The sequence below is a fragment of the Archangium lansingense genome (assembly GCF_026626635.1).
GTDB classification, from domain to species: domain Bacteria; phylum Myxococcota; class Myxococcia; order Myxococcales; family Myxococcaceae; genus Archangium; species Archangium lansingense.
This window is the reverse complement of the sequence record NZ_JAPNKA010000001.1, coordinates 8,969,484-8,990,357: the sequence shown is the minus strand read 5'-3', so window position 1 is coordinate 8,990,357 and position 20,874 is coordinate 8,969,484. Positions and strand designations below refer to the sequence as shown.

The following is a 20,874-nucleotide window of genomic DNA, read 5'->3' as shown; positions in this document are numbered from 1 at the left end:
AGACCCATGTCGTTGCGAATCCCCTTGCTGTGTTCGCTGCTCCTGGCGGCTGCCGCCGTGCCGCTCGACGCCGAGGCGGCGTGCAATGCCACCACCAATCGTGACCTGGCTTGGCGCTATGCCCCCATCCATCACCAGGATGCCGACTCCACGAGGTACCGCGGGGACATGGTGACGCGGATCGACTTCGACGGTGATTGGATTCTGAATGACAACTGGGAGGCGGCCGATGCGCTGACCAGCAACCCGCTCCCCTATGTGTACTACAGCGTCACGAGCACGCCGACGCACTGGTACATCCTGTATGCCGTCTACCACCCGCAGGACTGGTCGGACACGGTGTTCGACACGGAGCACGAGAACGACCTGGAAGGGCTGCTCGTCACCGTCTACCGGGATGGCACCCAGTACGGCCAACTGGAGGGCGCCGTCACCGTCGCGCACACGGACCACTACAGCTACACGGCGGGGGGCACTCACTTCTCCGCGAACGCCGAGGGCATCGACGGCTCGCTTCTGCTCTCGGGTGGCCATCCCATGACGTTTCAGGAGGCGAAGGGGCACGGGCTGTATGCCTATGGCGGTGGCCACGTCCAGGACGGGGATGGCATCTGGTATTACCCCTCCAAACCCTATCTTGGGTACGAGACGGCCACCGCTCCGGCGACGCCTTCCAGCGCCAATCCCCAGCCCACGGCCTATTACCAGCTCATCGACATCTTCGAGCCCGGTGGGCTTTGGGAGCACCGCTTCGACTCCAACACCTTCGCCAGCTTCGGATCCTTCCGGGGCAAAGATGGAGGAACCTGTGGCGATGGCGCGAGCTGCTCTAGCAACTCGGCCAATGCACCCTGGGGCTGGGATGACAAGGATGACGGGCCGGTCTTCCCGGGCGAGCTGACGTTCGATCCCGCGCATCTGGTGAGCCACTACTTCAAGACCACCACCAGTTTCTCGCGCGACTTCGACTGCAATCCCTACGCGGTGGAGATCACCCTCAACTCGCTCTACATCGCCTCCGACCAGGACGGCAGCAACGACCTGAGCGATCCCTACTTCAATCTCTTCTTCAGCGACGGCAGGGGCGCGGACTCGCACGACGGCTATGGGGATGGCATCGTCGACGGTGACAGCGGTGCCCAGGTGTCATGGGTCTGGCAGAACCCGTCCATGTCCACGTGGCACAGCCTGGCCGGGAGGATGCCGCGCAACCGCTTCTATACAATCAAGACCCAGGCCCCGACGTTCCGCGTCCGGGTGATGGACTGGGACTCGGGCAGCGGTGACGAGTGGCTCATGTCCCCGGAGACGTACTTCTCGGAGAACGCCACGTCGGGCTCCTTCACCTATGACTTCGGCCGGAGCAGGCTCTCGGTCACACTGGTGAACGCACCCGGGCGCTGAGCGGAGACGGTGCTTGAGCACGTCCGCGGGGGGCCGGTAGTTTCCCCGGCCTCTCTTTGCGGAGTGCATACATGGCCCTCGAGTTCACCGTGCGGAAGGAGATTGCCGCGTCACCGGACCGCGTCTTCAGCGTCCTGAAGGACCTGGATGCCGCGAGCAAGTGGATGCCGAACTTCGTGGGCATCGAGAAGCTCTCGCCCGGCAAGTTCGGGGTGGGCACAAAGTGGCGCGAGACACGGCGGATGTTCGGCAGAGATGCCAGCGAGCTCTTCGAGGTTACAGGCCTCGAGCCTGGTAGGTCGCTTGAACTGTACGTGGATGGGACGCAGGGCAGCTCGAAGCGCGGGTACTACCGCTTCCGGTACCTGCTCGAGCCCGCGGGCGGCAAGACCACCCTGACGATGGCGGCGGAGATCGGCGGGATGGGATTTATTCTGGAGCTGTTCGGCAAGCTTCTGCTGGGCAGCTTCAAGAAGGCCATCATCGCGGACATGGATGCGATGACGAGCTACATCGAGGGCTCGAAGAAGGCGTGAGCTCCTCGTGCACCTGTGAGCCCTGCACTTGTTGGGTCTGGGTTGTTCCCCAACGGGGTGGGGTCACAGGAATCCGAGACACGCCTCCTGATACTCGAACAGCCCGGTCTGTTCTCCTTGCTCTAGGAATGCCTTGACCTTGTCATAACTCACCTCTGGTGGAACATCCACAGCCACCAGGCGAGGCAGATTGCTCACCTCCGAGGCGCACCCCATCTGTCTAAGTGTTCCACGAACAGACTCGACATCCTCTTCATGTGAAAACCAGAGATGGATGGTGCTATGGCCACTGGGGCGTACTAGTTCCGAGTACCATGGGGCTCCGCCCTTATCTGATTGCGCGGCAACGACATCTCCCAGGGCCAGTTCCTTTACGTAGAACGGGATGTTATCAATTTCGTAGCCATCATCCCGCTTGATCACCCACATGGTTTCCGTTTCGTTTTCGCCCGCTGAATTCTCGAAGTGGAAACGAAGCTTCAGGCGTTCGTTCATGGTTTTTTGTCTGACTTTTCAAGATTGCATTCTCGACACAGCACTTGACCGTTCGATGGGGTGCCATCGCCACCTTTGCTTTTCGGAGTGATGTGGTCTCGCTCACGTTGATTGTTTGGTGGCGACACGCCGCGTTGACTCTTCTGTCCGGGCACCACTTCGACCTCGCAGCTTTCGCACTTGTTGACACCATCGTTCTTGGCGGCGTTGGTCGCGTCGATTTCTTTCTTCCCCGCAGGGGTGAACGCCTTGCCAGAGCGTGAGCCTCGTGCACTCCCCTTCGAGACTTTGCCGGCCAGATGGCCTGTCCAAGGCTCCAAAAGCTCCTGGCCCGCCGTGAGTGCGCTTAATGCTTCGACGGGAGTGCTCGAGACCGACTCGATGCTGGTGCTTTGGGCCTGAGCACAAAGAGAGAGCGTTAGAATCACCGCCGCAGCGGTGAGTGACAGAGGGGCGGTGACAGCCTGGCCTCGATGAATGGACATGGTGGCACGCTACCTCGGATTCGCTCTGCAAATGCCTGGGTCCAAGTTGGAAAGGGCTATCATGCGGGCTCCTACCTGCCGCGCTCTGCCCCTGCGCTCCGCCTGCGGCGCTCCACGAGCACCGCGATTCCGAGCAGCCCCAGGGTGCTTAGCGAGATGAACGCCCCAAGTCCCAGGTGCGGCGTGCGGTATGTGAAGGAGACCCGGTGGGTGCCCGCGGGCACTCGCACCCCGCGCACCGCGAGGTTGGCCGGCAGGATGGGCGTGGGCTGCCCGTCCAGCATTGCGCTCCATCCGTCGTAGAAGGCGTCGTTGAGCACCAGGGCCGCCGGCGCGTGTGCCTCCACCTCGAGTTCCACGGACTCCGGCGTGTAATGGACGATTCGCACCTGGCCGGGCTCTCCAGCGGCGGATGCTGCTTCTTCTCGCGGGGTGCCAGCCGGGCACTCCAACACGGCCTGGTGCCCGGGGCGGAAGGCGCGGGAGGTGAGCAGGGCTCGCGCAGTGGGCTCGTCCGGCACGCACACGGGCGTGGCCAGATAGGCGCGAGGCTGGGTGTTGGGATTGCCCAGCAGGACCGCTCCCGCTCCCAGGCGGGGCTCCTCGGCGAGGACGACCTCCCGGTTGCCGGAGATCTGCTGGTAGCTCCGTGCCTCCAGCGTGAGGTAGCGCACGTGGTAGAGGCCGGAGAGTCGGCCTATCCAGAGGTTGCTCGTGTCGGGCGAGTAGAACAGCCCGGCCAGACGTCGGGACACCGCGGGGAGGTAAGGCCCGGCGCTCTCCAGGTGCCAGAGCGCGGGGGTGTCCGGCGCGAGCCCCGCGACGAAGTTGACGGACATGAGATCCACGGGATGTAGCCCCTCGGGGACTTCACGCGGCGAGAGATCCTCGACACCTGCGTAGACCCGCGGCCGCACCGCGCCCGCCTCAGCCTCTCGCTTCAGGATGAGCTCCACGAAGCCGCTGGGCTGCTCCAGCACGTCCGTGTAGGTCACGTGGTACGTGCCCTCATGGGCCAGGTAGAGGACAGCGAACTGGAGCCCGACGATGGCCGCCACGCATCGAACCGGCGGGAGTGGGCGCGCCAGCACGCCGCCCATCAGCCCGAGCGTCACCGCCGCCACCACGGCCGCCTGGAGGAAGTTGCCGTGGAGCACCTCCAGGATGACGGGATCCGCCCCCTTCCAGAGGGAGTGGATCACCCCGCTCGAGAACAGCCGCAGCTGCCACTCGCCCAGCGCGAGCAGGCCGCTGAGCCCAGCGAAGACGAAACCGGCCCGGGCGAGGCGCCGTGCCATGAGGGGCTCGCGGAGGACGGCCTCCAGCCCGGCGCCAGCACCGAGGGCGCACGGGAACAGGATGTAGGGCAGCAGCTTCTCCGGGTAGCGGAAGGCGTTCCAGAGGGGAATCCACTCGTAGAACCAGCGGTACAGCGGGAGATGGTGCGCCAGCGTCAGGGCGAGGATCGCGAGCGTGACGCCGGCCACCTTCCAGGTCAGCGGCTCTCGCCGTCCGTGCCATAGGGCGCCTCCCAGCAGCAGGACGGCCGGGAGCCCCATGTACACCGAGGACACCCAGAAGCCTCCCGCCCCCGACTGGAACAGCTCATCCGCCATCACGCTCGAGGCCGCCGTCCCCGAGCCCGGGTCGAGGTAGAGCGCCCCGAAGACGAGCTCGAGCAGCCGCAGGGGATGGAACGAGAAGAGGGTGGCCACCTGGAGCGTCGGCGCGCTGGGCCAGGCGTTCCTCACCGTGGTGAGCACCGGGAGGATCTGCACCGCGGAGAGCAGCGCACCCAGCACGATGAGCAGTCCAGCGCGGGGCGCGGCTCGCAGGGCCCCGGTGCGGTCCGGGCGCAGCAGGACGAGCACCAGCAGCATGCCGTTGCACAGGGCGAAGCTCTGGGCGTCACCGCTGAGGAGGACCAGGCTCAGCGGGAGGGCGGCGATGGCGGCACGGCTCACGGAGGGCTGGCGCAGGAAGCGCTCGGCGCCCCAGAGGGCCCAGGGGAACGTGCTGGCCGCCATGAGGTAGAGCAGGTTGTTGCTGATGCCCACCATGTAGCCGCACAGCGTGTAGGTGACTCCCGCCAGCAGCGCGGCACCGCGGCCCAGCCCCCAGAGTCGGCCGAAGAGGTACGTGCCTCCCAAGGCCGCCACGTAGGACAGCAGGGTGATCAGCTTGAGCGCCATCCCCAGCGGCAGCAGCAGGTAGAGCAGGTTGGCCGGGTGGAACGCTCCGGAGATGAGCATGCCCGGATAGGGCTGCCCCAGCCCGTTGTAGGGGTACCAGTCGGGGAACTGGAGCTGGGACACGCGCTCGGCCCAGTACTGCTTCAGCGGGTAGTAGACCCGGAGGATGTCGCGCGAGGCGAAGATCTTCTCGGTGAAGGCCGCCCGGTGGAAATAGAGGAGGGGAAGGGCGAAGGTGGCGGCGACCACCGCGAGACGGGCTCTGGCCTGCTGGGAGAGGGGCATGGGCTTCGAGGCGGTCGATGGACGCGGCGACCTTGCCAGGGGCGGCTGTCGGACAGCAACCGGACTCTTCCTGGGACCTCGGTGGTGGGCTCAGGGGCTCTGACGTGGGCCTGCCTGGGCGGGTCCTGGCGGACCGACCCGGCATGATGGCTTCGGTGAGCCCGCCTGCCGAGCGGGGGAGGGTAGAATGGTCGGGCAGCGGATCGCCGGGCCCGGATCCGTTATAAGCCAGCCCGATATGTTCACCGGACTCATCCAGGACATCGGTGTGGTGGAGCGGGTCATCCCCGGCGGGATGACGGACGTGTGGATCCGCACGGCGCTGGGCGCGAAGGACTTCGCTCTCGGTGAGTCGATCGCCGTCGATGGGGCCTGCCTCACCGTGGTGGAGCGCGGCGGGGACTCGTTCCGCGTGCAGGCGGCCCCGGAGACCCTCCGGCGGACCACCCTGGGGGCCGTGGCCCCCGGCTCGCGCGTCAACCTCGAGCGGGCGCTCGCCCTGGGGGACCGGCTGGGCGGCCACCTCGTCAGCGGGCATGTGGATGCCGTCAGCGAGGTTCTGGAGACCCGGCCCGAGGGTGGCTCGTGGGTGATGGTCTTCCGGCTCCCTGGGGAGCTGGCTCCCTTCTTCATCGAGAAGGGCTCGGTGGCCATCGATGGCATCAGCCTCACCGTGAACTCGGTGGGGGTGGACCGCTTCAGTGTTCAGCTCATCCCCGAGACGCAGGAGCGCACCACGCTCCGGGCCAAGGCCGTGGGCGAGCGGGTGAACCTGGAGGGGGACATGATCGGCAAGTACGTGGCGCGGCTGGTGTCGCTGCGCCAGGGCCCGGGTGGCGGGCTCTCCGAGGCGGTCATCAAGGCGGCCGGTTTCGGCGGTTGATTCGAAGGAAAGGCCAGGAAGCAATGGCGCGCAGCAGCAGGAAGCACGAGACGGACAGCATCTCCCTGGTGGAGCAGGCGCTCGCGGAGATCCGCAAGGGGCGCATGGTCATCCTCACGGATGACGAGGACCGCGAGAACGAGGGAGACCTCGTCATGGCGGCGGAGAAGGTGACGCCGGAGGCCATCAACTTCATGGCCACCCACGGGCGCGGGCTCATCTGCCTGTCGCTCGTCGAGGAGCGCATCCGCCGGCTCAACCTGCCCCTCATGGTGCAGGACAACACCTCGTCCTTCCAGACGGCCTTCACCGTCTCCATCGAGGCCTCTCAGGGCGTCTCCACCGGCATCTCCGCCGCGGATCGCGCCCACACCATCAAGGTCGCGGTGGCTCCCAACGCGAAGCCGAGCGACCTGGCTCGCCCCGGCCACGTCTTCCCGCTGCGCGCCCGCGATGGCGGGGTGCTCGTGCGCACCGGCCAGACCGAGGGCAGCGTGGACCTGGCTCGCCTGGCGGGCCTCTCTCCCGCGGGCGTCATCTGCGAGATCATGAACCCCGACGGGACCATGGCTCGCCGGCCGGACCTGGTGAAGTTCGCCCGGAAGCACAAGATGGTGCTGCTGTCCGTGGCGGACATCATCCGCTACCGGCTGGAGCGCGAGCGGCTCGTCAAGCGCATCGGCGAGACGAAGCTGGAGCGCCGGGGCCAGGGGGCCTTCCAGGCCTACACCTACGGCAGCGACGTGGACAGCGCGGTGCACGTGGCCCTGGTCAAGGGCGACATCTCCGGCCGCGAGCCCGTGCTCACCCGCGTCCACCGGGCCTGCCTCGTGGGAGATCAGCTGGGCAGCGCCGGGTGTGACTGCGGCAGCCAGCTCGAGCAGGCCTTCCAGCGGATTCAGGAGGCGGGGCGTGGCGTGGTCGTCGTCCTCCAGCGCGACGTGCCCGCGAAGAACCGCCTGCAGTGCACCCACGTCTCCAATGAGGAGTCCGTACCGGGCCATAACGACCAGACGCGCCTGCGCGAGTTTGGCGTGGGGGCCCAGATCCTCAAGGACCTGGGGCTGTCCCGGCTGCGCCTGCTCACCAACAACCCCAAGAAGATCGTGGGGTTGGAGAGCTACTCGCTGGAGGTGGCGGAGCAGATTCCGCTCACCCTGTCCGCCGAGCCGGTGCGCCGGGTGGCCGCCCGCCGCCCTCCCCGCCGCAAAACTCTATAAGGACGCCAGCCGGGTGGCTGGTGTAGAGAGGGGCCGCACATGCCTCGCTACATCGAAGGTGACTTTCTTCCTCCCAAGGGCCGTTTCGCCATCTGCGTGGCCCGTTTCAACGCGTTCATCACCGAGGAGCTGGTGAAGGGCGCGGTGGACACGCTGGTGCGCCACGGAGTGGCCGACGGCGACATCGACGTCTTCCGCTGCCCCGGCACCTACGAGCTGCCGGCGCTGACGCGGCGCGTGGCGGAGTCGCGCGCCTACGTAGGCGTCATCACCCTGGGGGCCGTCATCCGCGGTGGCACCCCGCACTTCGACTACGTGGCGGGCGAGTGCGCCAAGGGCATCGGCAACGTGGCCTTCAACGCTCAGGCGGCCGTCACTTTCGGCGTGCTGACGTGTGACACGGTGGAGCAGGCCATCGACCGGGCTGGCGTGAAGGCCGGCAACAAGGGCTCGGAGGCCGCCGCCGCCTGCATCGAGATGGTCAACCTCCACGCGAAGCTGGCCACCACCCTGGCCGCGGACGGGAAGAAGGCCTAGCCATGGGCGCTCGGAGAACGGCACGGGAGCGCGCACTGCAGGCGCTCTATCAACTGGAGATGACGCCCGGGTCCGTCCATGAGGCCCTCGAGGCCGCGTGGGCCGCCACCGAGGAAGCCCACAAGGAGCCCGAGGCGGTGAAGTTCGCCCGCGAGCTGGTCGACGGCGTCATGTCGAACCAGGCGGAGATTGACCGGCTCATCGAGCAGCACAGCCACAACTGGCGGTTGGACCGGATGTCCCGCATCGACCGCAACGTGCTGCGCCTGGGCGTCTTCGAGCTGAAGTACCGCCCGGACATCCCCAAGAAGGTGTCCCTCAACGAGGCCGTGGAGCTGGGCAAGAACTTCGGCACCGAGGAGTCCAGCGCCTTCGTCAACGGACTGCTGGACCGCGTGGCCGCGGCGCTGGGGAAGCAGTGAACGTCGCCGCCTACGACGTCAGCTTGCAGGGCCTGGACTCGCTGGAGGGGGTGGACGCGCTCTGCCTCTTCGTCGGCGAGGATGACCGGCCCTTGCCGGGCTCGGCTGGCTACGTGGACTGGCGGCTGTGCGGTGCCCTGTCGCGCGTGGTTCAGTCCGGCTTCTTCGTGGGCGCCCGCGACGACTCCCTGCTGCTGCCCGCCGATGGCCGCTTCCCCGTGCCCCGCATCTTCGTGATCGGCCTGGGGCGCAGGAAGGGCCTGGATGCCTCCTCGCTGGGAGAGGCGCTCGCCAACGCGGGCCAGGTGCTCTCCCGGGCGAAGGTGGAAGCCGTGGCCCTGGAAATTCCCGGAACTGGCGCCCTGGATGAGGCCACCCGGGCCTCTGTCCTGACAGACCGGTTCATCCCGGCTTTCAAGGGAGGCCGGAAGGTCGCCGTGCTGGCGGACAAGGAACTGGCGCGCCGTTTGCCCGGACGCAAGGGCTGAAGCTCGCCGCGGCTCTCCGTTCTGCTACGATGGGTGGCCGGTTCCAACCCATGAAGTTCAAGATCCTGATCGTGGAGGACTCCAAGGCGTCACGCGAGCTGATCGCCGCGACGGTGGAGTCCATCTCCGGTCTGGAGGCGATCGCCACCAGCAGCGGCTTCGAGGCCCTCAAGCTCCTGCCCCGCCACCGGTTCGATCTCATCATCACCGACATCAACATGCCGGACATCAACGGGCTGGAGCTCATCAACTTCGTCAAGAAGAACCCGAACTACCGCGACACGCCGCTGTTCATCGTCACCACCGAGGGCCGTGAGAAGGATCGCGACCGGGGGCTGGCGCTCGGCGCGGCGGAGTATCTCGTCAAGCCCTTCTCGCCGCAGAGCCTGGTTGGGCTCGTGCGCCGCTATCTGAAGCTCGCGTGAACCAGGCCGGAAAAGCACTCGCGGAGTTTGTTGCCGAGGGGACGGAGATCCTCGAGGCCCTGGGCAAGGACTTGCTCGTGCTGGATCAGCAGCGCGGCACGGATCCGGACCCGGAGCTCATCAACGGAATCTTCCGGGCCGCGCACTCGCTCAAGGGGCTCTCTGCACTCTTTGGGCAGGAGCGCATCTCGAAGCTGGCGCACCAGGCCGAGGATCTGCTGGATCGGCTGCGGCTGGGGAAGCTGGCGCTGGACGACCAGGCGCTGGACTCCCTCATCGAGACGCTGGATGTGCTCCAGGCTCTGCTGTCCGAGGCGTCCCGCGAGGTGTCCTCGGACGCTCTGACGGGGCGCGTGACGGAGCTGGGCTCGCGGCTGGCGAACCTGGGCGTCTCGGAGGCCGCGGTCGATGAGGATCCGCTCGACCGGCTGGAGCTGGACGCGCAGGTGCGCGCCGTCTTCACCGAGTACGAGGAGCACCGCCTGCGCGAGAACGTGCGCCGAGGCGTGGCCCTCTACCGCGTGCGCGCCGCGTTCGATCTGTCCGACTTCGACACGGGGCTCGCCGAGCTCAACTCGCGCCTCAAGCCGTTGGGAGAGATCGTCAGCACGCTGCCCTCGTCGGAGCCGGGCGGGGCCTCGGGCATCGCGTTCGATCTCATCTTCGGCGCCAAGGTGCCGGAGTCTGAGTTGGCGGCGAAGCTCCAGGGCACGCCCGCGCAGCTCTTCTCGCTGAAGGTGCGCCCCGCGGCTGGCGGTGCTCCGGCCCCCGCCGCGCGCGCCTCCGTGGCGCAGTCGGTGGCTCAGGTGTTCCGGGAGTCCGCTCCCGCTGCTGAGGCGCCCGCCGCTCCCAAGAAGACGCGCAAGAAGAGGGCCCCCAAGGGCAGCAGCGCGGAGACCCCCGCTGCGGAGGGGGCGGAGGAGTCCACCAGCAAGGCCCCGGCGTTGCGCGCGGTTGAGCCTCCCAGCGCGGATGACCTCACGCAGGAAGTGCTGGCGGCGATGCGGGGGAACGAGTCCTCGACGCTTCGCCTCGAGACGACGGCTGGCCCTCCGGTGCGCACGTTGTCGGATGAGCCGCCGACCTCGCGCGGGCCGCGGATGGAGAACGAGTCGGCTCGCTCGCTCACCCAGACGGTGCGCGTGGACATCAGCCGGCTGGACGCGCTGATGAACACCGTGGGCGAGCTGCTGCTCATCAAGGCCAACCTGCAGCGCATGGTGGAGGCCTCGCGGCAGCAGGACGGCGCGGTGCCGCTCTCCAACAAGATGTGGGGGCAGGAGCTGTCGCGCGAGACGCGGCAGTTGGAGCGCAAGCTGGACGCGCTCCAGCAGGGCCTGCTCGAGGCGCGCATGGTGCCGGTGGGTCAGGTGTTCGACCGGCTGGCCCGGCTGGTGCGCCGCATTGCCCGGGATGCAGGCAAGGAGATCGACTTCGTCATCGGCGGCGGCGACGTGGAGCTGGACAAGCTCATCGTCGAGGAGCTGAGCGATCCGCTGATGCACATCATCCGCAACGCCATCGACCACGGCGCGGAGTCACCGGAGGCGCGGCAGGCAGCGGGCAAGCCCCGGCGGGCGCGGGTGTCGCTGCGGGCCGAGCAGAAGGGCAACCATGTCGTCATCGAGGTGAGTGACGACGGGGCGGGCATCGACGAGCTGGGTGTGCGCGACATGGCGCTGCGCAAGGGCCTCATCACCGAGGCGCAGGCGCGAGAGATGAGCCGACGCGAGCTGCTCAACCTCATCTTCCTGCCAGGCTTCTCCACCGCCCGCAGCGTGTCCGAGCTGTCCGGCCGCGGCGTGGGCTTGGACGTGGTGAAGAACAACATCGGCAACCTGTCCGGCATCATCGACGTGTGGAGCGAGCGCGGGCAGGGCACTGCCTTCCACCTCACGCTGCCCGTCACCCTGGCCATCATCCGCGCCCTGGTGGTGGGCGTGAGTGGGCGCACCTACGCCGTACCGCTCAACAGCGTGCTGGAGATCCTCTCCGTGAAGCCCTCGGAGATTCGCACCGTGGAGCGGCGCGAGGTGCTGGACGTCCGGGGTACCACGCTGCCCCTGATGCGGTTGGCCCGGCAGTTCGGCCACCCCGAGCGCCCGAACGAGCGGCACTTCGTGGTGGTCGCCGGCCTGGCACAGGAGCGGCTGGGCATCGCCGTGGACGAGCTGCAGGGCCAGCAGGACATCGTCGTCAAGTCGCTGGGTGGCCGCCTGCAGGGCGTGCGAGGAATCTCCGGGGCCGCGGACCTGGCCAACCGGCGCACCGTCCTGGTGCTGGACGTCGGTGCCCTGCTGGAGGAGGGGATGAGCTTGGAACGACGCCGCGCGTGATGCCTCCGGCCGTGGGGCTGCTATCCTCCACTCCGTGCCTTCCCTGTCCGTCTTGCTCGACAGCTACTTCTACCGTCCGGATGAGGACGTCGGCCCCATCCAAGAGCTGGTGGCCGGCACCGATGAGACGGTCGAGCCCATTCCCGAGGAGATCCCCGAGGAGTACCTCGCCTTCCGGCTGGAAGGGGAGCACTACGCGGTGCCCATCCACGGGGTGCGGGAGATCGTCAAGGTTCCGCCGCTCACCGAGGTGCCCCGCGCTGCCTCCAACCTGCTCGGGGTGATGTACCTGCGCGGCGAAGTGTTGCCCGTCTACGACATCAAGGTGAAGCTGCGGCTGGCGGACAAGGCGCCCCTGGTGGCCGGCCCGGAGGCCTCGGAACCTCCACGCGGTGCGCGCATCATCGTGGTGCAGACGGCGGACGGGTTGGCGGGCATCTGGGTGGATTCGGTCTCCGAGGTCGTGCGGCTCCGGCCCTCGATGCTGGAGCTGGCCCCTCCCGGAGTGGGCGGCGGGGAGCGCGACTGTGTGGTGGGGCTCGGGCGGCGCAACCAACAGCTCTTCATCCTGCTCGACATCTGGCAGGCCCTCGCATGAGACAGCGCTTCAACGTCCTGAGCCAACTCACGCAGTCCCAGGCCGACGGCGCCGCCGCCGCGGAGAGGGATCCGCTCGTCCAGCTGTGCGCCTTCTTCGTCGGGCCCGAGGAGTACGCGGTGGACATCATGAGGGTGGAGGAGATCCTCCAGCCCCAGCGCCTCACCCCCATCCGGGGCGCGCCGCTCTTCATCGAGGGCGTCATCCGCCTGCGCGGCTCCATCATCCCCGTGGTGGACTTGCGCAAGCGGCTGCTCGGGGTGGAGGCCCCGGTGGACACCCCCAAGACGCGGCTGCTGGTGTGCTGGCTGGGCCGCAGGCGCGTGGCCTTCACCGTGGATCGGGTGTCCGAGGTGGTGCGGCTGCGGCGCAGTGAGATCAAACCCGCCCCGGCCATCGGCGCGGTGGGCCCGGCGCCCTTCGTCGTCGGCGTGTACGGTGAGCAGGAGGAGCGCGAGAAGGAGAGGCGCGAGCCAACCCGGCGCGGACTGGAGAGGCGCGCACCGGAGACGCGGGGACAGGAGCGGCTCAAGCTGCTGCTGGACGTGAAGGCGCTGCTGCTGGCGGAGATGGTGCGAGACACTGGCCGGAGGATGAACGGATGATCGAGGAGGGGCGGAACGCAGAGGAGGCGCGTTACCGGGCCCTGCTGGAGCTGGATGTGTCCGCTGAGGGCGCTCGGGAGACGCTCGTGGCGGGGCTCCATGACGAGAGCTGGCGGGTCCGCCGTGCGGCGGCCGACGGCCTCACCCGGGTACCCGAGCGCGACATCGTGGTGGAGCGCCTCATCTCCGTGCTGGGCGAGCGGGACGAGACGGGCGCGCGCAACGCGGCCGCGGAGTCGCTGGCGGGCATGGGCCTGGAGGCGGTGGCACCCCTGGTGCGGCTGCTCGGGCACGTGGATCCGGATCAGCGCAAGTTCGCCGCGGACATTCTCGGCCAGCTGGGGCGGTCAGAGGCGGAGGACGCCCTGGTGCAGGCGATGCTGGAGGATCCGGACCTCAACGTCCGGGTGGCCGCGGCGGAGGCGCTGGGCCGGGTGGGCGGCAAGGTCTCGGCTCGCGCGCTGGAGCGCATCCTCCACGACCCCGAGCCGCTGCTGCAGTTGAGCGCGCTGGAGTCGCTCGCGGTCCTGCGCCACCCGCCGCCGCTGCCGGAGGTGGTGCGGCTGCTGGGAAATCCGACGCTCAAGCGCAGCGCCTACCGGGTGTTGGGCCTCATTCCGCAGGTGGCAGCCACGGAGCTGGTGTGCCGGGGACTGGGCGCGGAGTCGCGCTCCACCCGCGAGGCGGCGCTCGTGGCGCTGGGCACCCAGGCGGGCCTGGCCGAGCCCTCCCTGCGGCCGGAGATGGACGCCGCGGTGCGGTTGGCGCTCAAGCGGCTGCCGGAGGCGGTGGGCTGGGTGGCCAGTGCGCTGGAGTCCGACGACATCGAGCTGAAGGCCGGAGCGCTCGTCGCGGCGGCGGCCTTGCGGGAGCCGCAGCTGGCGCCGCTGGTAGCGGAGGTGGCGCAGGAAGAGCGGCTGATGCCGGAGGTGATGCGCACGCTGGCGCACTTCGGCCCGGAGACGGGGCGCGAGCTGCTGGCGAGCATGGACCGGCTCTCCTTTCCGGCGCGCGAGGCGGCGGGTCACGTGCTGGTGGAGCTGGTGGACGCCACGTTCGTTCCCGAGCTGGTGCAGATGCTCGACTGGGGCGAGCTGGACCTGAAGTCGGTGGCGGTGCAGGCCCTGGGGCGGACGAGCTCGCTGGAGGCGGTGGAGCCCCTGTCGCAGCTGCTCGGCCACCCGGAGCTGGCCGGACCGGCGGTTCGCGCGCTGGTGATGCTGGCCGCCAACTTCCCGAAGCCGGTGGCGCAGGCGCTGGAGTCAGCGCTGGAGCGCGGGGCGGAGCCTGCGGTGCTGAGCGCCCTGGTGCGAGTGGGAGGCACGGCCATGCTGCCCCTGGTGCGGCGGACGGCGCGCGAGGCCTCTGTGCCGCTGCGTGCCACCGCCGTGGAGGTGCTGGCCGCGGTGGACCCGGCTGGGGGCCTGGAGCTGGCTCGCCAGTCGCTGTCGGACGAGTCCCCGCGGGTGCGCACCGCGGCGGTGCGGGTGGTGGGCCAGCTGGGAGATGGCTCGATGGCGGGGCTGCTGAAGCAGGCCCTGGCCGACGACGCCCTGGAGGTGCGGCTGGCCGCTCTGGAGGCGGTGGGAGAATGCGGGGCCGTGGAGCGGGCGGCGGACCTGGAGGCCCTGGTACCCCACCCGGACGGGGCCATTGCCTGGCGGGCGGTGCAGGCGCTGGCGCGGCTAGGGGCTCTGCGTGACGAGGTGCTTCGGCGCGCGGTGTCCCATGGAGACCATGAAGTGGTGAAGGCGGCGCTGCTGGCGGGCGCGGCCTCGGCCGAGGGGGTGTCGGTGGCGGTGGGACTGCTGGGTCACGCGAGCTGGGATGTGAGAGCCGCGGCGGCACGGGTCCTGGGAGACTCCGGTGGGCCCGGGTGCCTGCCGGCGACACGGGCCGCCCTGGCGGCCGAGACGGATTCACTCGCCCGCCGCGCGCTGGTTGACGCGGTGGAGCGGTTGTCTGGACGCTGAGCTGCCGCGGAGGTTCCGGGGGTGATGCCTTTCGATACAGGCAGGCCGGAGATGACCGCGGAGGAGTTCCGCCTGCTGCGGGACTTCGTCTACGGCCATTGCGGCATCCTCGTGCGTGACGACATGAAGTACGTCATGCAGCGGCGGCTGTGGCCTCGGTTGGAGGCGCTGGGCCTGACGGACTTCAGCGCCTACTACCGCTACCTGCGCTTCGACGCGCAGCGCCGCGCCGAGCTGGAGACGGCCATCGAGGCCCTCACCACGCACGAGACGTACTTCTTCCGCGAGCCGCGCCAGCTCAAGGCCTTCTCTGAGGAAGTGCTGCCTCAGTTGGAGCGCCGCAACGCGCGGGTGAAGCGGCTGCGCATCTGGTCTGCGGGGTGCTCGTCCGGGGAGGAGGCCTACACGGTGGCCATGCTCCTCAAGGACAGCGGGCGCTTCGAGGGATGGGACGTGGATGTGCACGGCACGGACATCTCCCGCCGGGTGCTGGCCGCCGCGCGCCTGGGCGAGTACGGGCCGTCCGCGCTCCGGGCCACGCCGCCGGACAAGGTCGCCCGCTACTTCGTCCACGTGGGGCCCAATCGGGTGCGCGTGCGCGACGACGTGCGCGCCTGGGTGTCCTTCGGGCACCACAACCTGCAGGATCCGGACGCACCCCTGCTCGTGTCCCGGCCGGACGTCGTCTTCTGCCGCAACGTGATGATCTACTTCGACACACCCGCCCGGCAGCGGGTGCTGCGCCTCATCTACGACAAGCTGGTGCCCGGTGGTTACCTGCTGCTGGGACACTCGGAGAACCTCATCAACCTGAGCGCGGACTTCGAGTTGGTGCACCTGCGCAGCGACCTCGTCTACCGCAAGCCGGAGCTGGGCGGAGGGGGTAGCCCATGAGCGCCCTGGAGCCAGTGAAGGTGCTGGTGGTGGATGACTCGGCCCATAACCGGCGGCTGCTGACGGAGCTGCTCGAGTCCTCGCCGGACGTGAAGGTGGTGGGCACGGCGTGCGACGGCAACGAGGGCCTGCGCCAGGTGATGGCCCTGCACCCGGACGTGGTGACGCTGGACCTGGAGATGCCTCGGTTGGGCGGGTACTCCTTCCTGCGACTGCTGAAGAGCTCGGCGCCAACGCCCGTCATCGTCATCTCCAGCTACGCGCACAAGACAGACGTCTTCAAGGCGCTGGAACTGGGCGCCTTCGACTTCATTGCCAAGCCGGCGAAGCCCACGCCGGACGTGTTGGAGAAGCTGCGCAAGGAGCTGTACGAGAAGGTGCAGGCGGCGCGGCTGGTGCGGACGGCCGAGGTGAAGCCGATGGCGCGCAAGCCGAAGGTGCTGCCGCTGGAGCCCTCGTTCGTGGTGGGAATCGGAGCCTCCACGGGTGGACCTCCGGCGGTGCAGCGGCTGCTGGAGTCGCTCGCGCCGGAGCCGTCCATGTGCCTGCTGGTGTGCCAGCACATGCCCAAGCAGTTCACCCGCGCCTTCGCGGAGCGGTTGGACAGGCTGGGGCCCTTCACCGTGCGCGAGGCCCAGGAGGGAGACCTGCTGGCCCCGGGCCACGTCTTCATCGCGCCCGGCGGGAGGCAGCTGGTGGTGTACCGGCAGAACGGGCAGTACGTGCTGGGCACGCCGCCTCCGACGATGCAGGACAAGCACGCGCCCTCGGTGGACCGGCTCTTCACGAGCCTGGCCGAGGTGTTTGGTTCCAAGACGATGGGCGTGGTGCTGACGGGGATGGGCTCGGACGGGGCGGTGGGTGCCAAGGTCATCCGGAAGGCGGGCGGCGAGGTATGGGCCGAGTCCGAGGAGACGGCGGTCATCTACGGGATGCCCCAGGAGGCAGTGGCCACGGGAGCGGTGAGCCGGGTGCTGCCACTGGGGGAGATCGGCCCGGCGCTGGTGGAGCTGGCGCGGAAGCGCCGGTGACTCTAGAAGCGAGGACATGAAGAGATTTCCCACGGAGTTCGCGGAGCTGCTCACCCCCAAGGGGCGGCGCATTCTGGAGGGGCGCGACCGGGAGGCGTGTGGTGCGCTGTTGCGACCGGGACAGCGCTTCGTGGCGCTCGGCGGAGTGCTGGACGCGCGCAAGGCGGTGGCGTGCCGGGAGCTGCTGGAGAAGGCGCTTCGGGACACGCTGGCGCAGATGGAGGACCCGATTCCCCCGGAGAGCATCTGGGGGATGACGGAGAACTACGCGGAGCTGCTGCCCAAGACGGTGCGGGTGAGGACGGCGCTGCTGGAGAGCCGGCGCTCGCGCTCGTGGCAGGCGGCCGAGCAGGTGGGGCTGGTGGGGATGCTCCGCTCGGAGAGCTTCGCGGCGTTCGCGGCGTCGGTGAGCGGGAGGCCGCTGCGGCGCAAGTGGGGGATTCAAGCGCTGTGCTACGGCCCGGGGGACTACACGGGCCCGCACAACGATCACCACCCCGAGGACGCCGAGGCCTTCGACGGCTACGTGGACATGCACCTCACGTTCGCCACGCCGGCGGTGGCGCACCAGTGGCTCGTCTACTCGAAGGGCGGGCACTTCTCGGAGATGCAGAGCGTGAACACCGTGGGAGGCATCACGGTGTACCGGCTGCCCTTCTGGCACTACACGACGCCGCTGATGGCGAAGCCGGGCGCCGCGGAGGATGCACGGCGCTGGGTGCTGCTGGGCACGTTCCTGGACGCGCCCAGAGCGCGCCGCCGGGGCATGGCCATCGAGCCGCCTCCGTCCGCCGCGCGGCCTGGATGACTCCCGGCCTCCGGGTGGTGACAGCAGTCACCAGGGGATGATTGCTGTCACCAGCGGCCACCCGCGCGAAGTGGTGAGGGCTGTCACCATGGACGGCCGGCGCCAGAGCGAAGACGAGTGGAATCAAGGGCTTCCGAGCACAGAGGCGAGGGCTCAGTGCATGGCACGCCTCCTGCTTTGTCCACGTGCATCTACGTCGCTTCCGACTTCGAGGGTACGCACATGGGCAGCTACAGCATCAAGGCCGGGGACACGCTGAACAAGATCGCGCAGCGCCACCACACCAGCGTCGGCGAGCTGATGAAGGCCAACTCGCAGATCAAGGACTCCAACCTCATCTTCGCGGGCGACAAGCTCAACATCCCGGGCAGCAAGGATGAGTTCGTGAAGGCCTCTGGCCCCAAGGGCGTCAACCTCGACGGCGGTTCCCCCACCAAGGGCGCGCAGTCCAGCGCTCCCGTGGGCAACGCTCCCAAGGGGCAGGTGGGTGATTGGATCAAGGAGGCCATGCAGAAGCTGAGCGCCGCGGGCGTGCCGGCCGACAAGATGAACCCGCAGGACATCGCCACCATCATCCAGCACGAGTCCAGCGGTGACCCGAACGTGCAGAACAACTGGGACTACAACGCCCAGGCGGGCCATCCGTCTATCGGCCTGATGCAGACCATCCAGCCGACGTTCGACGCGAACAAGCTCCCGGGACACGACGACATCCGCAACCCCGTGGACAACATCATCGCGGGCGTCCGGTACGCGGTGGAGCGCTACGGCTCGGTGTCCGAGGTGCCCGGCGTCAAGGCGCTCCGCCAGGGTCAGGCCTACGTCGGCTACTGAGGGGCCCTTGCCTCCTTTTCGTGACCTGTGCGTGACTCGACAGTCACAGGGGGAGCCTTCCGGCTCCCAGGGCCGGAAAGGGGAAGTGACTTGCTCCGCATCCTCCGTGCAGTGCTTCTCGTGGCGATGCTCCCAGTGGGACTCGCCTGCGAGGACGGGAAGCTTCAGCTCCCGGAGCTCCCGAAGGTGGATCTCCCAAACCTCCCGTTGCCGAAGCTGGACACCGGCAACCTTGTCCTCATCAAGACGCCCTCGGGCGGTCTTCAGCTTGATCCAACAGGCAGCGATGCCCTGACGGCGCTGGGCGCCTGCTCCGACCTCGTCACCTACTGCTTCCAGCCCGGAGCGCGCTCTCTGGACGAGTGCGTGGCGGCGGTGCCCCAGTGCAAGACCTCCAAGCCCTGGCAGGAGAAGGAGTGCTGCCCCGCGGCCTGCGCCGAGGCCTACGCCCAGGCCCGTGACAAGGGACAGGAGCCGCTCTCCGCCTTCGAGCAGACCTTCTTCCTCCAACCGGACTGCTTCCCCGGCGTCCGCTCGCTGCTGGAGGGCAAGTGATGCGCAAGCTTCTCCTGTCCTCGGCATTGTTGCTGTCGCTGCCCGCCGCTGCCTGGGAGTCCGTCTGCTACGAGCAGAAGGACCCAACGAAGGAGGTGGGGGAGTACCCTCGGGGCTCCGGTTCCTACTGCGCGCCCGCAGCAGGCCCGAACACCGCGCGCCACCGCTGGGTGGGTGAGCTCGACGAGCACCGTCAACTCTGGGAGCTGACCCGGGAGAAGGCGGGCCTGCCGGCCGAGACCTCCGCGACGGCGCGGCTGCGCGTCTTCACCTCGAGCCAGCCGCTGAACGTGGATGGGCAGCAGCTCACCTCGCTGTTGCCGGTGCCCTTTGCCGAGACCGCGCGGGTGCAGGTGCGCGCCTTCACGCCCGGCGAGCTGGCGCAGCTCCCGGACTTCTCGTACGCGCTGTGGGACTGGGCCACGGGCCACGAGACGTGCCCGCTGCCGGGAATCGGTGCGGATGCGACGCAGTGCCATGACTTCGCCACGCACATGGGTCCGGTGAACTCGAACCACTTCGTGCCGCAGGCCGGGCGCTTCTACGCGCACTACCACGGGCTGGCGCTCGCTCGGGCGAGGGAGTGCAAGGCGATGAAGGATGCACTGGGCGCGGCGGGTGGCCGTTACGGGGACTACCTCCGCGCGTGCGAGACCGAGGCGCTGGCGCTGGAGGCGGTGGGCCACCACTACCTGCAGGATGCCTGGAGCATGGGGCACATGTGGCAGCGCTGGGGCTCGCCGGAGCTCTCGGACTTCCCCAGCGGAGGGGATGACCCGAGAGACAAGGCGGTGCTCATCGCGCTCGCCTCGGGGTTGCTGCACGGGGCACGCGGGGTGCTGCAGCGGCTGCCCGAGTGGACGAGCTACGACGTCAACGACGCGCTCTGCGCGCCGCACCCATCGGTCGAGTTCGTCAGTCCGGGGGGCGCCCGCTACCCAGCCATCGGGGATGACTACCTGCACCTGCTGGGGCAGGGGAGCACGTACGCACCGCAGTCCGAGCGCCTGCTGTCGTGCGCCGTCTCGGGGATGCGCGAGGTGTACGCAGCGGCGGGGGAGAACCACGGTGCGCTGGGGGCTCCGGCGGACGGGCTGCGGACGTTGGACCCGACGGGCCCGGAGTGCTTCGGGCAGCGGGCTACCAACCGGTCGATGCTGGAGGCGGCGGCGGTGCAGTTCCGCATCGTCGGCCAGCAGGTGACGCTCGGGTTGGACTCGCGGGTGGTGGGGTGGATCATCCCCACGGTGGCGCACGAGACGGGCGAGGTGCCGGTACCGACGCGGCTGAAGAACCAGTTCCGGTTGGAGATGCAGCGCATCGTCTCGCTCACGCGGCTGCTGGCGAAGGAGCGGCCCGAGGGCACGGAGCTGGCGGATGGGCGCTTCGGGTCCTTCCTGGGGGCGAAGCCCAATGGGGAGTACGCGAGTGGGGGCGTGCTGGCCTCGTACATCGATCCGGTGCTGCCGTGGCCGTCCACGCCGGACACGCTGCCCGAGGCGGGGGAGCGGGCGCTGGCGCTCGCACGCGTCTTCCACCGGGGGCACTCGGCGGACTGGTGCCGGACGAGCTCCTCGGACGGGCTCGAGGCGCTGCGGGCGAGGGCCTCGGACGTGTCGCTCGATGCGCCGACGCGGGCGGCGGCCTGCGAGGTCTGCTCTGAGTTTGCCCGCCGGCACCTGCGAGTGGGGACGAGCCCGGCGAGCTATGACACGTCGGCGGAGCCCCTGTGCCACTACCTCTCGGGAGGCCCGTACCTCTATCAGTCGGGGCCGGGCACATCGGGGGAACTGGCGAACACGTGGTGCGGTTGCCCCTGAGCTCCCTCTTCACTTTCCTTGCCGCTCTGCGTCATTATCGAGCGGCAT

The 20,874-nt window shown here is 68.8% G+C and carries 21 protein-coding genes; 18 read left to right on the top strand and 3 right to left on the bottom strand.

The annotated features are described in order from the left end of the window. Positions 1-6 precede the first annotated feature (6 nt). On the top strand, positions 7-1,404 hold the full coding sequence (locus OV287_RS35585) for a hypothetical protein (RefSeq protein ID WP_267538487.1): 1,398 nt from the start codon (positions 7-9) through the stop codon (positions 1,402-1,404). A 71-nt stretch (positions 1,405-1,475) separates the two neighbouring features. After that, a complete protein-coding gene (locus OV287_RS35580) occupies positions 1,476-1,940 on the top strand; it encodes an SRPBCC family protein (RefSeq protein WP_267538486.1) in 465 nt (154 codons plus the stop codon). A 63-nt stretch (positions 1,941-2,003) separates the two neighbouring features. On the opposite strand, the gene OV287_RS35575 is transcribed toward OV287_RS35580, so the two are convergent. The 3 genes from OV287_RS35575 to OV287_RS35565 form a co-directional block, all read right to left on the bottom strand. Further along, positions 2,004-2,435, bottom strand: a complete 432-nt coding sequence (locus OV287_RS35575) for a DUF4265 domain-containing protein (RefSeq protein WP_267538485.1) — start codon at positions 2,433-2,435, stop codon at positions 2,004-2,006. Further along, positions 2,432-2,920 carry an HNH endonuclease gene (locus OV287_RS35570; protein WP_267538484.1) on the bottom strand — a complete coding sequence of 163 codons (489 nt, stop codon included), beginning with the start codon at positions 2,918-2,920 and terminating at the stop codon, positions 2,432-2,434. The genes OV287_RS35575 and OV287_RS35570 overlap by 4 nt, the downstream gene beginning before the upstream one ends. Before the next feature lie 71 nt (positions 2,921-2,991). Further along, positions 2,992-5,397 carry a YfhO family protein gene (locus tag OV287_RS35565; RefSeq protein WP_267538483.1) on the bottom strand — a complete coding sequence of 802 codons (2,406 nt, stop codon included), beginning with the start codon at positions 5,395-5,397 and terminating at the stop codon, positions 2,992-2,994. A gap of 238 nt (positions 5,398-5,635) precedes the next feature. On the opposite strand from OV287_RS35565, the gene OV287_RS35560 reads away from it, so the two are divergent. The 16 genes from OV287_RS35560 to OV287_RS35485 all read left to right on the top strand — a co-directional run bounded on the left by OV287_RS35560 (position 5,636) and on the right by OV287_RS35485 (position 20,826). Next, the gene (locus tag OV287_RS35560) at positions 5,636-6,280 is read left to right on the top strand and encodes a riboflavin synthase (RefSeq protein WP_267538482.1); all 645 of its coding nucleotides are present in this window, start codon (positions 5,636-5,638) and stop codon (positions 6,278-6,280) included. Positions 6,281-6,303: 23 nt separating this feature from the next. Beyond that, positions 6,304-7,500, top strand: coding sequence for a 3,4-dihydroxy-2-butanone-4-phosphate synthase (gene ribB, locus OV287_RS35555; RefSeq protein WP_267538481.1), 1,197 nt, complete (start codon positions 6,304-6,306; stop codon positions 7,498-7,500). 39 nt (positions 7,501-7,539) lie between these two features. Beyond that, positions 7,540-8,037, top strand: coding sequence for a 6,7-dimethyl-8-ribityllumazine synthase (ribH, locus tag OV287_RS35550; protein WP_267538480.1), 498 nt, complete (start codon positions 7,540-7,542; stop codon positions 8,035-8,037). Between the two features lie 2 nt (positions 8,038-8,039). Next, positions 8,040-8,459, top strand: a complete 420-nt coding sequence (nusB, locus tag OV287_RS35545) for a transcription antitermination factor NusB (protein ID WP_267538479.1) — start codon at positions 8,040-8,042, stop codon at positions 8,457-8,459. Then, complete coding sequence (locus tag OV287_RS35540; protein ID WP_267538478.1) at positions 8,456-8,947, top strand: M17 family peptidase N-terminal domain-containing protein; 492 nt, start codon at positions 8,456-8,458, stop codon at positions 8,945-8,947. Before nusB ends, OV287_RS35540 begins: the two co-directional genes overlap by 4 nt. Before the next feature lie 50 nt (positions 8,948-8,997). Continuing rightward, positions 8,998-9,372, top strand: a complete 375-nt coding sequence (locus tag OV287_RS35535) for a response regulator (RefSeq protein WP_043409781.1) — start codon at positions 8,998-9,000, stop codon at positions 9,370-9,372. Continuing rightward, complete coding sequence (locus tag OV287_RS35530; RefSeq protein ID WP_267538477.1) at positions 9,369-11,708, top strand: chemotaxis protein CheA; 2,340 nt, start codon at positions 9,369-9,371, stop codon at positions 11,706-11,708. Before OV287_RS35535 ends, OV287_RS35530 begins: the two co-directional genes overlap by 4 nt. Before the next feature lie 34 nt (positions 11,709-11,742). Beyond that, positions 11,743-12,306 carry a chemotaxis protein CheW gene (locus tag OV287_RS35525; RefSeq protein WP_267538476.1) on the top strand — a complete coding sequence of 188 codons (564 nt, stop codon included), beginning with the start codon at positions 11,743-11,745 and terminating at the stop codon, positions 12,304-12,306. Continuing rightward, positions 12,303-12,911, top strand: coding sequence for a chemotaxis protein CheW (locus OV287_RS35520; protein ID WP_267538475.1), 609 nt, complete (start codon positions 12,303-12,305; stop codon positions 12,909-12,911). Before OV287_RS35525 ends, OV287_RS35520 begins: the two co-directional genes overlap by 4 nt. Beyond that, positions 12,908-14,884: a HEAT repeat domain-containing protein gene (locus tag OV287_RS35515; RefSeq protein ID WP_267538474.1), complete on the top strand. Its 1,977-nt coding sequence runs from the start codon at positions 12,908-12,910 to the stop codon at positions 14,882-14,884. Before OV287_RS35520 ends, OV287_RS35515 begins: the two co-directional genes overlap by 4 nt. Before the next feature lie 24 nt (positions 14,885-14,908). Further along, positions 14,909-15,778: a CheR family methyltransferase gene (locus tag OV287_RS35510; protein WP_373371857.1), complete on the top strand. Its 870-nt coding sequence runs from the start codon at positions 14,909-14,911 to the stop codon at positions 15,776-15,778. After that, on the top strand, positions 15,775-16,809 hold the full coding sequence (locus tag OV287_RS35505; protein ID WP_267538472.1) for a protein-glutamate methylesterase/protein-glutamine glutaminase: 1,035 nt from the start codon (positions 15,775-15,777) through the stop codon (positions 16,807-16,809). Before OV287_RS35510 ends, OV287_RS35505 begins: the two co-directional genes overlap by 4 nt. Positions 16,810-16,825: 16 nt before the next feature. Beyond that, on the top strand, positions 16,826-17,617 hold the full coding sequence (locus tag OV287_RS35500; RefSeq protein WP_267538471.1) for a hypothetical protein: 792 nt from the start codon (positions 16,826-16,828) through the stop codon (positions 17,615-17,617). A gap of 222 nt (positions 17,618-17,839) precedes the next feature. Further along, on the top strand, positions 17,840-18,451 hold the full coding sequence (locus tag OV287_RS35495) for a transglycosylase SLT domain-containing protein (protein ID WP_267538470.1): 612 nt from the start codon (positions 17,840-17,842) through the stop codon (positions 18,449-18,451). Positions 18,452-18,541: 90 nt separating this feature from the next. Continuing rightward, positions 18,542-19,006 carry a hypothetical protein gene (locus OV287_RS35490; RefSeq protein ID WP_267538469.1) on the top strand — a complete coding sequence of 155 codons (465 nt, stop codon included), beginning with the start codon at positions 18,542-18,544 and terminating at the stop codon, positions 19,004-19,006. Continuing rightward, positions 19,006-20,826 carry a hypothetical protein gene (locus tag OV287_RS35485; protein WP_267538468.1) on the top strand — a complete coding sequence of 607 codons (1,821 nt, stop codon included), beginning with the start codon at positions 19,006-19,008 and terminating at the stop codon, positions 20,824-20,826. Before OV287_RS35490 ends, OV287_RS35485 begins: the two co-directional genes overlap by 1 nt. Positions 20,827-20,874 lie beyond the last annotated feature (48 nt).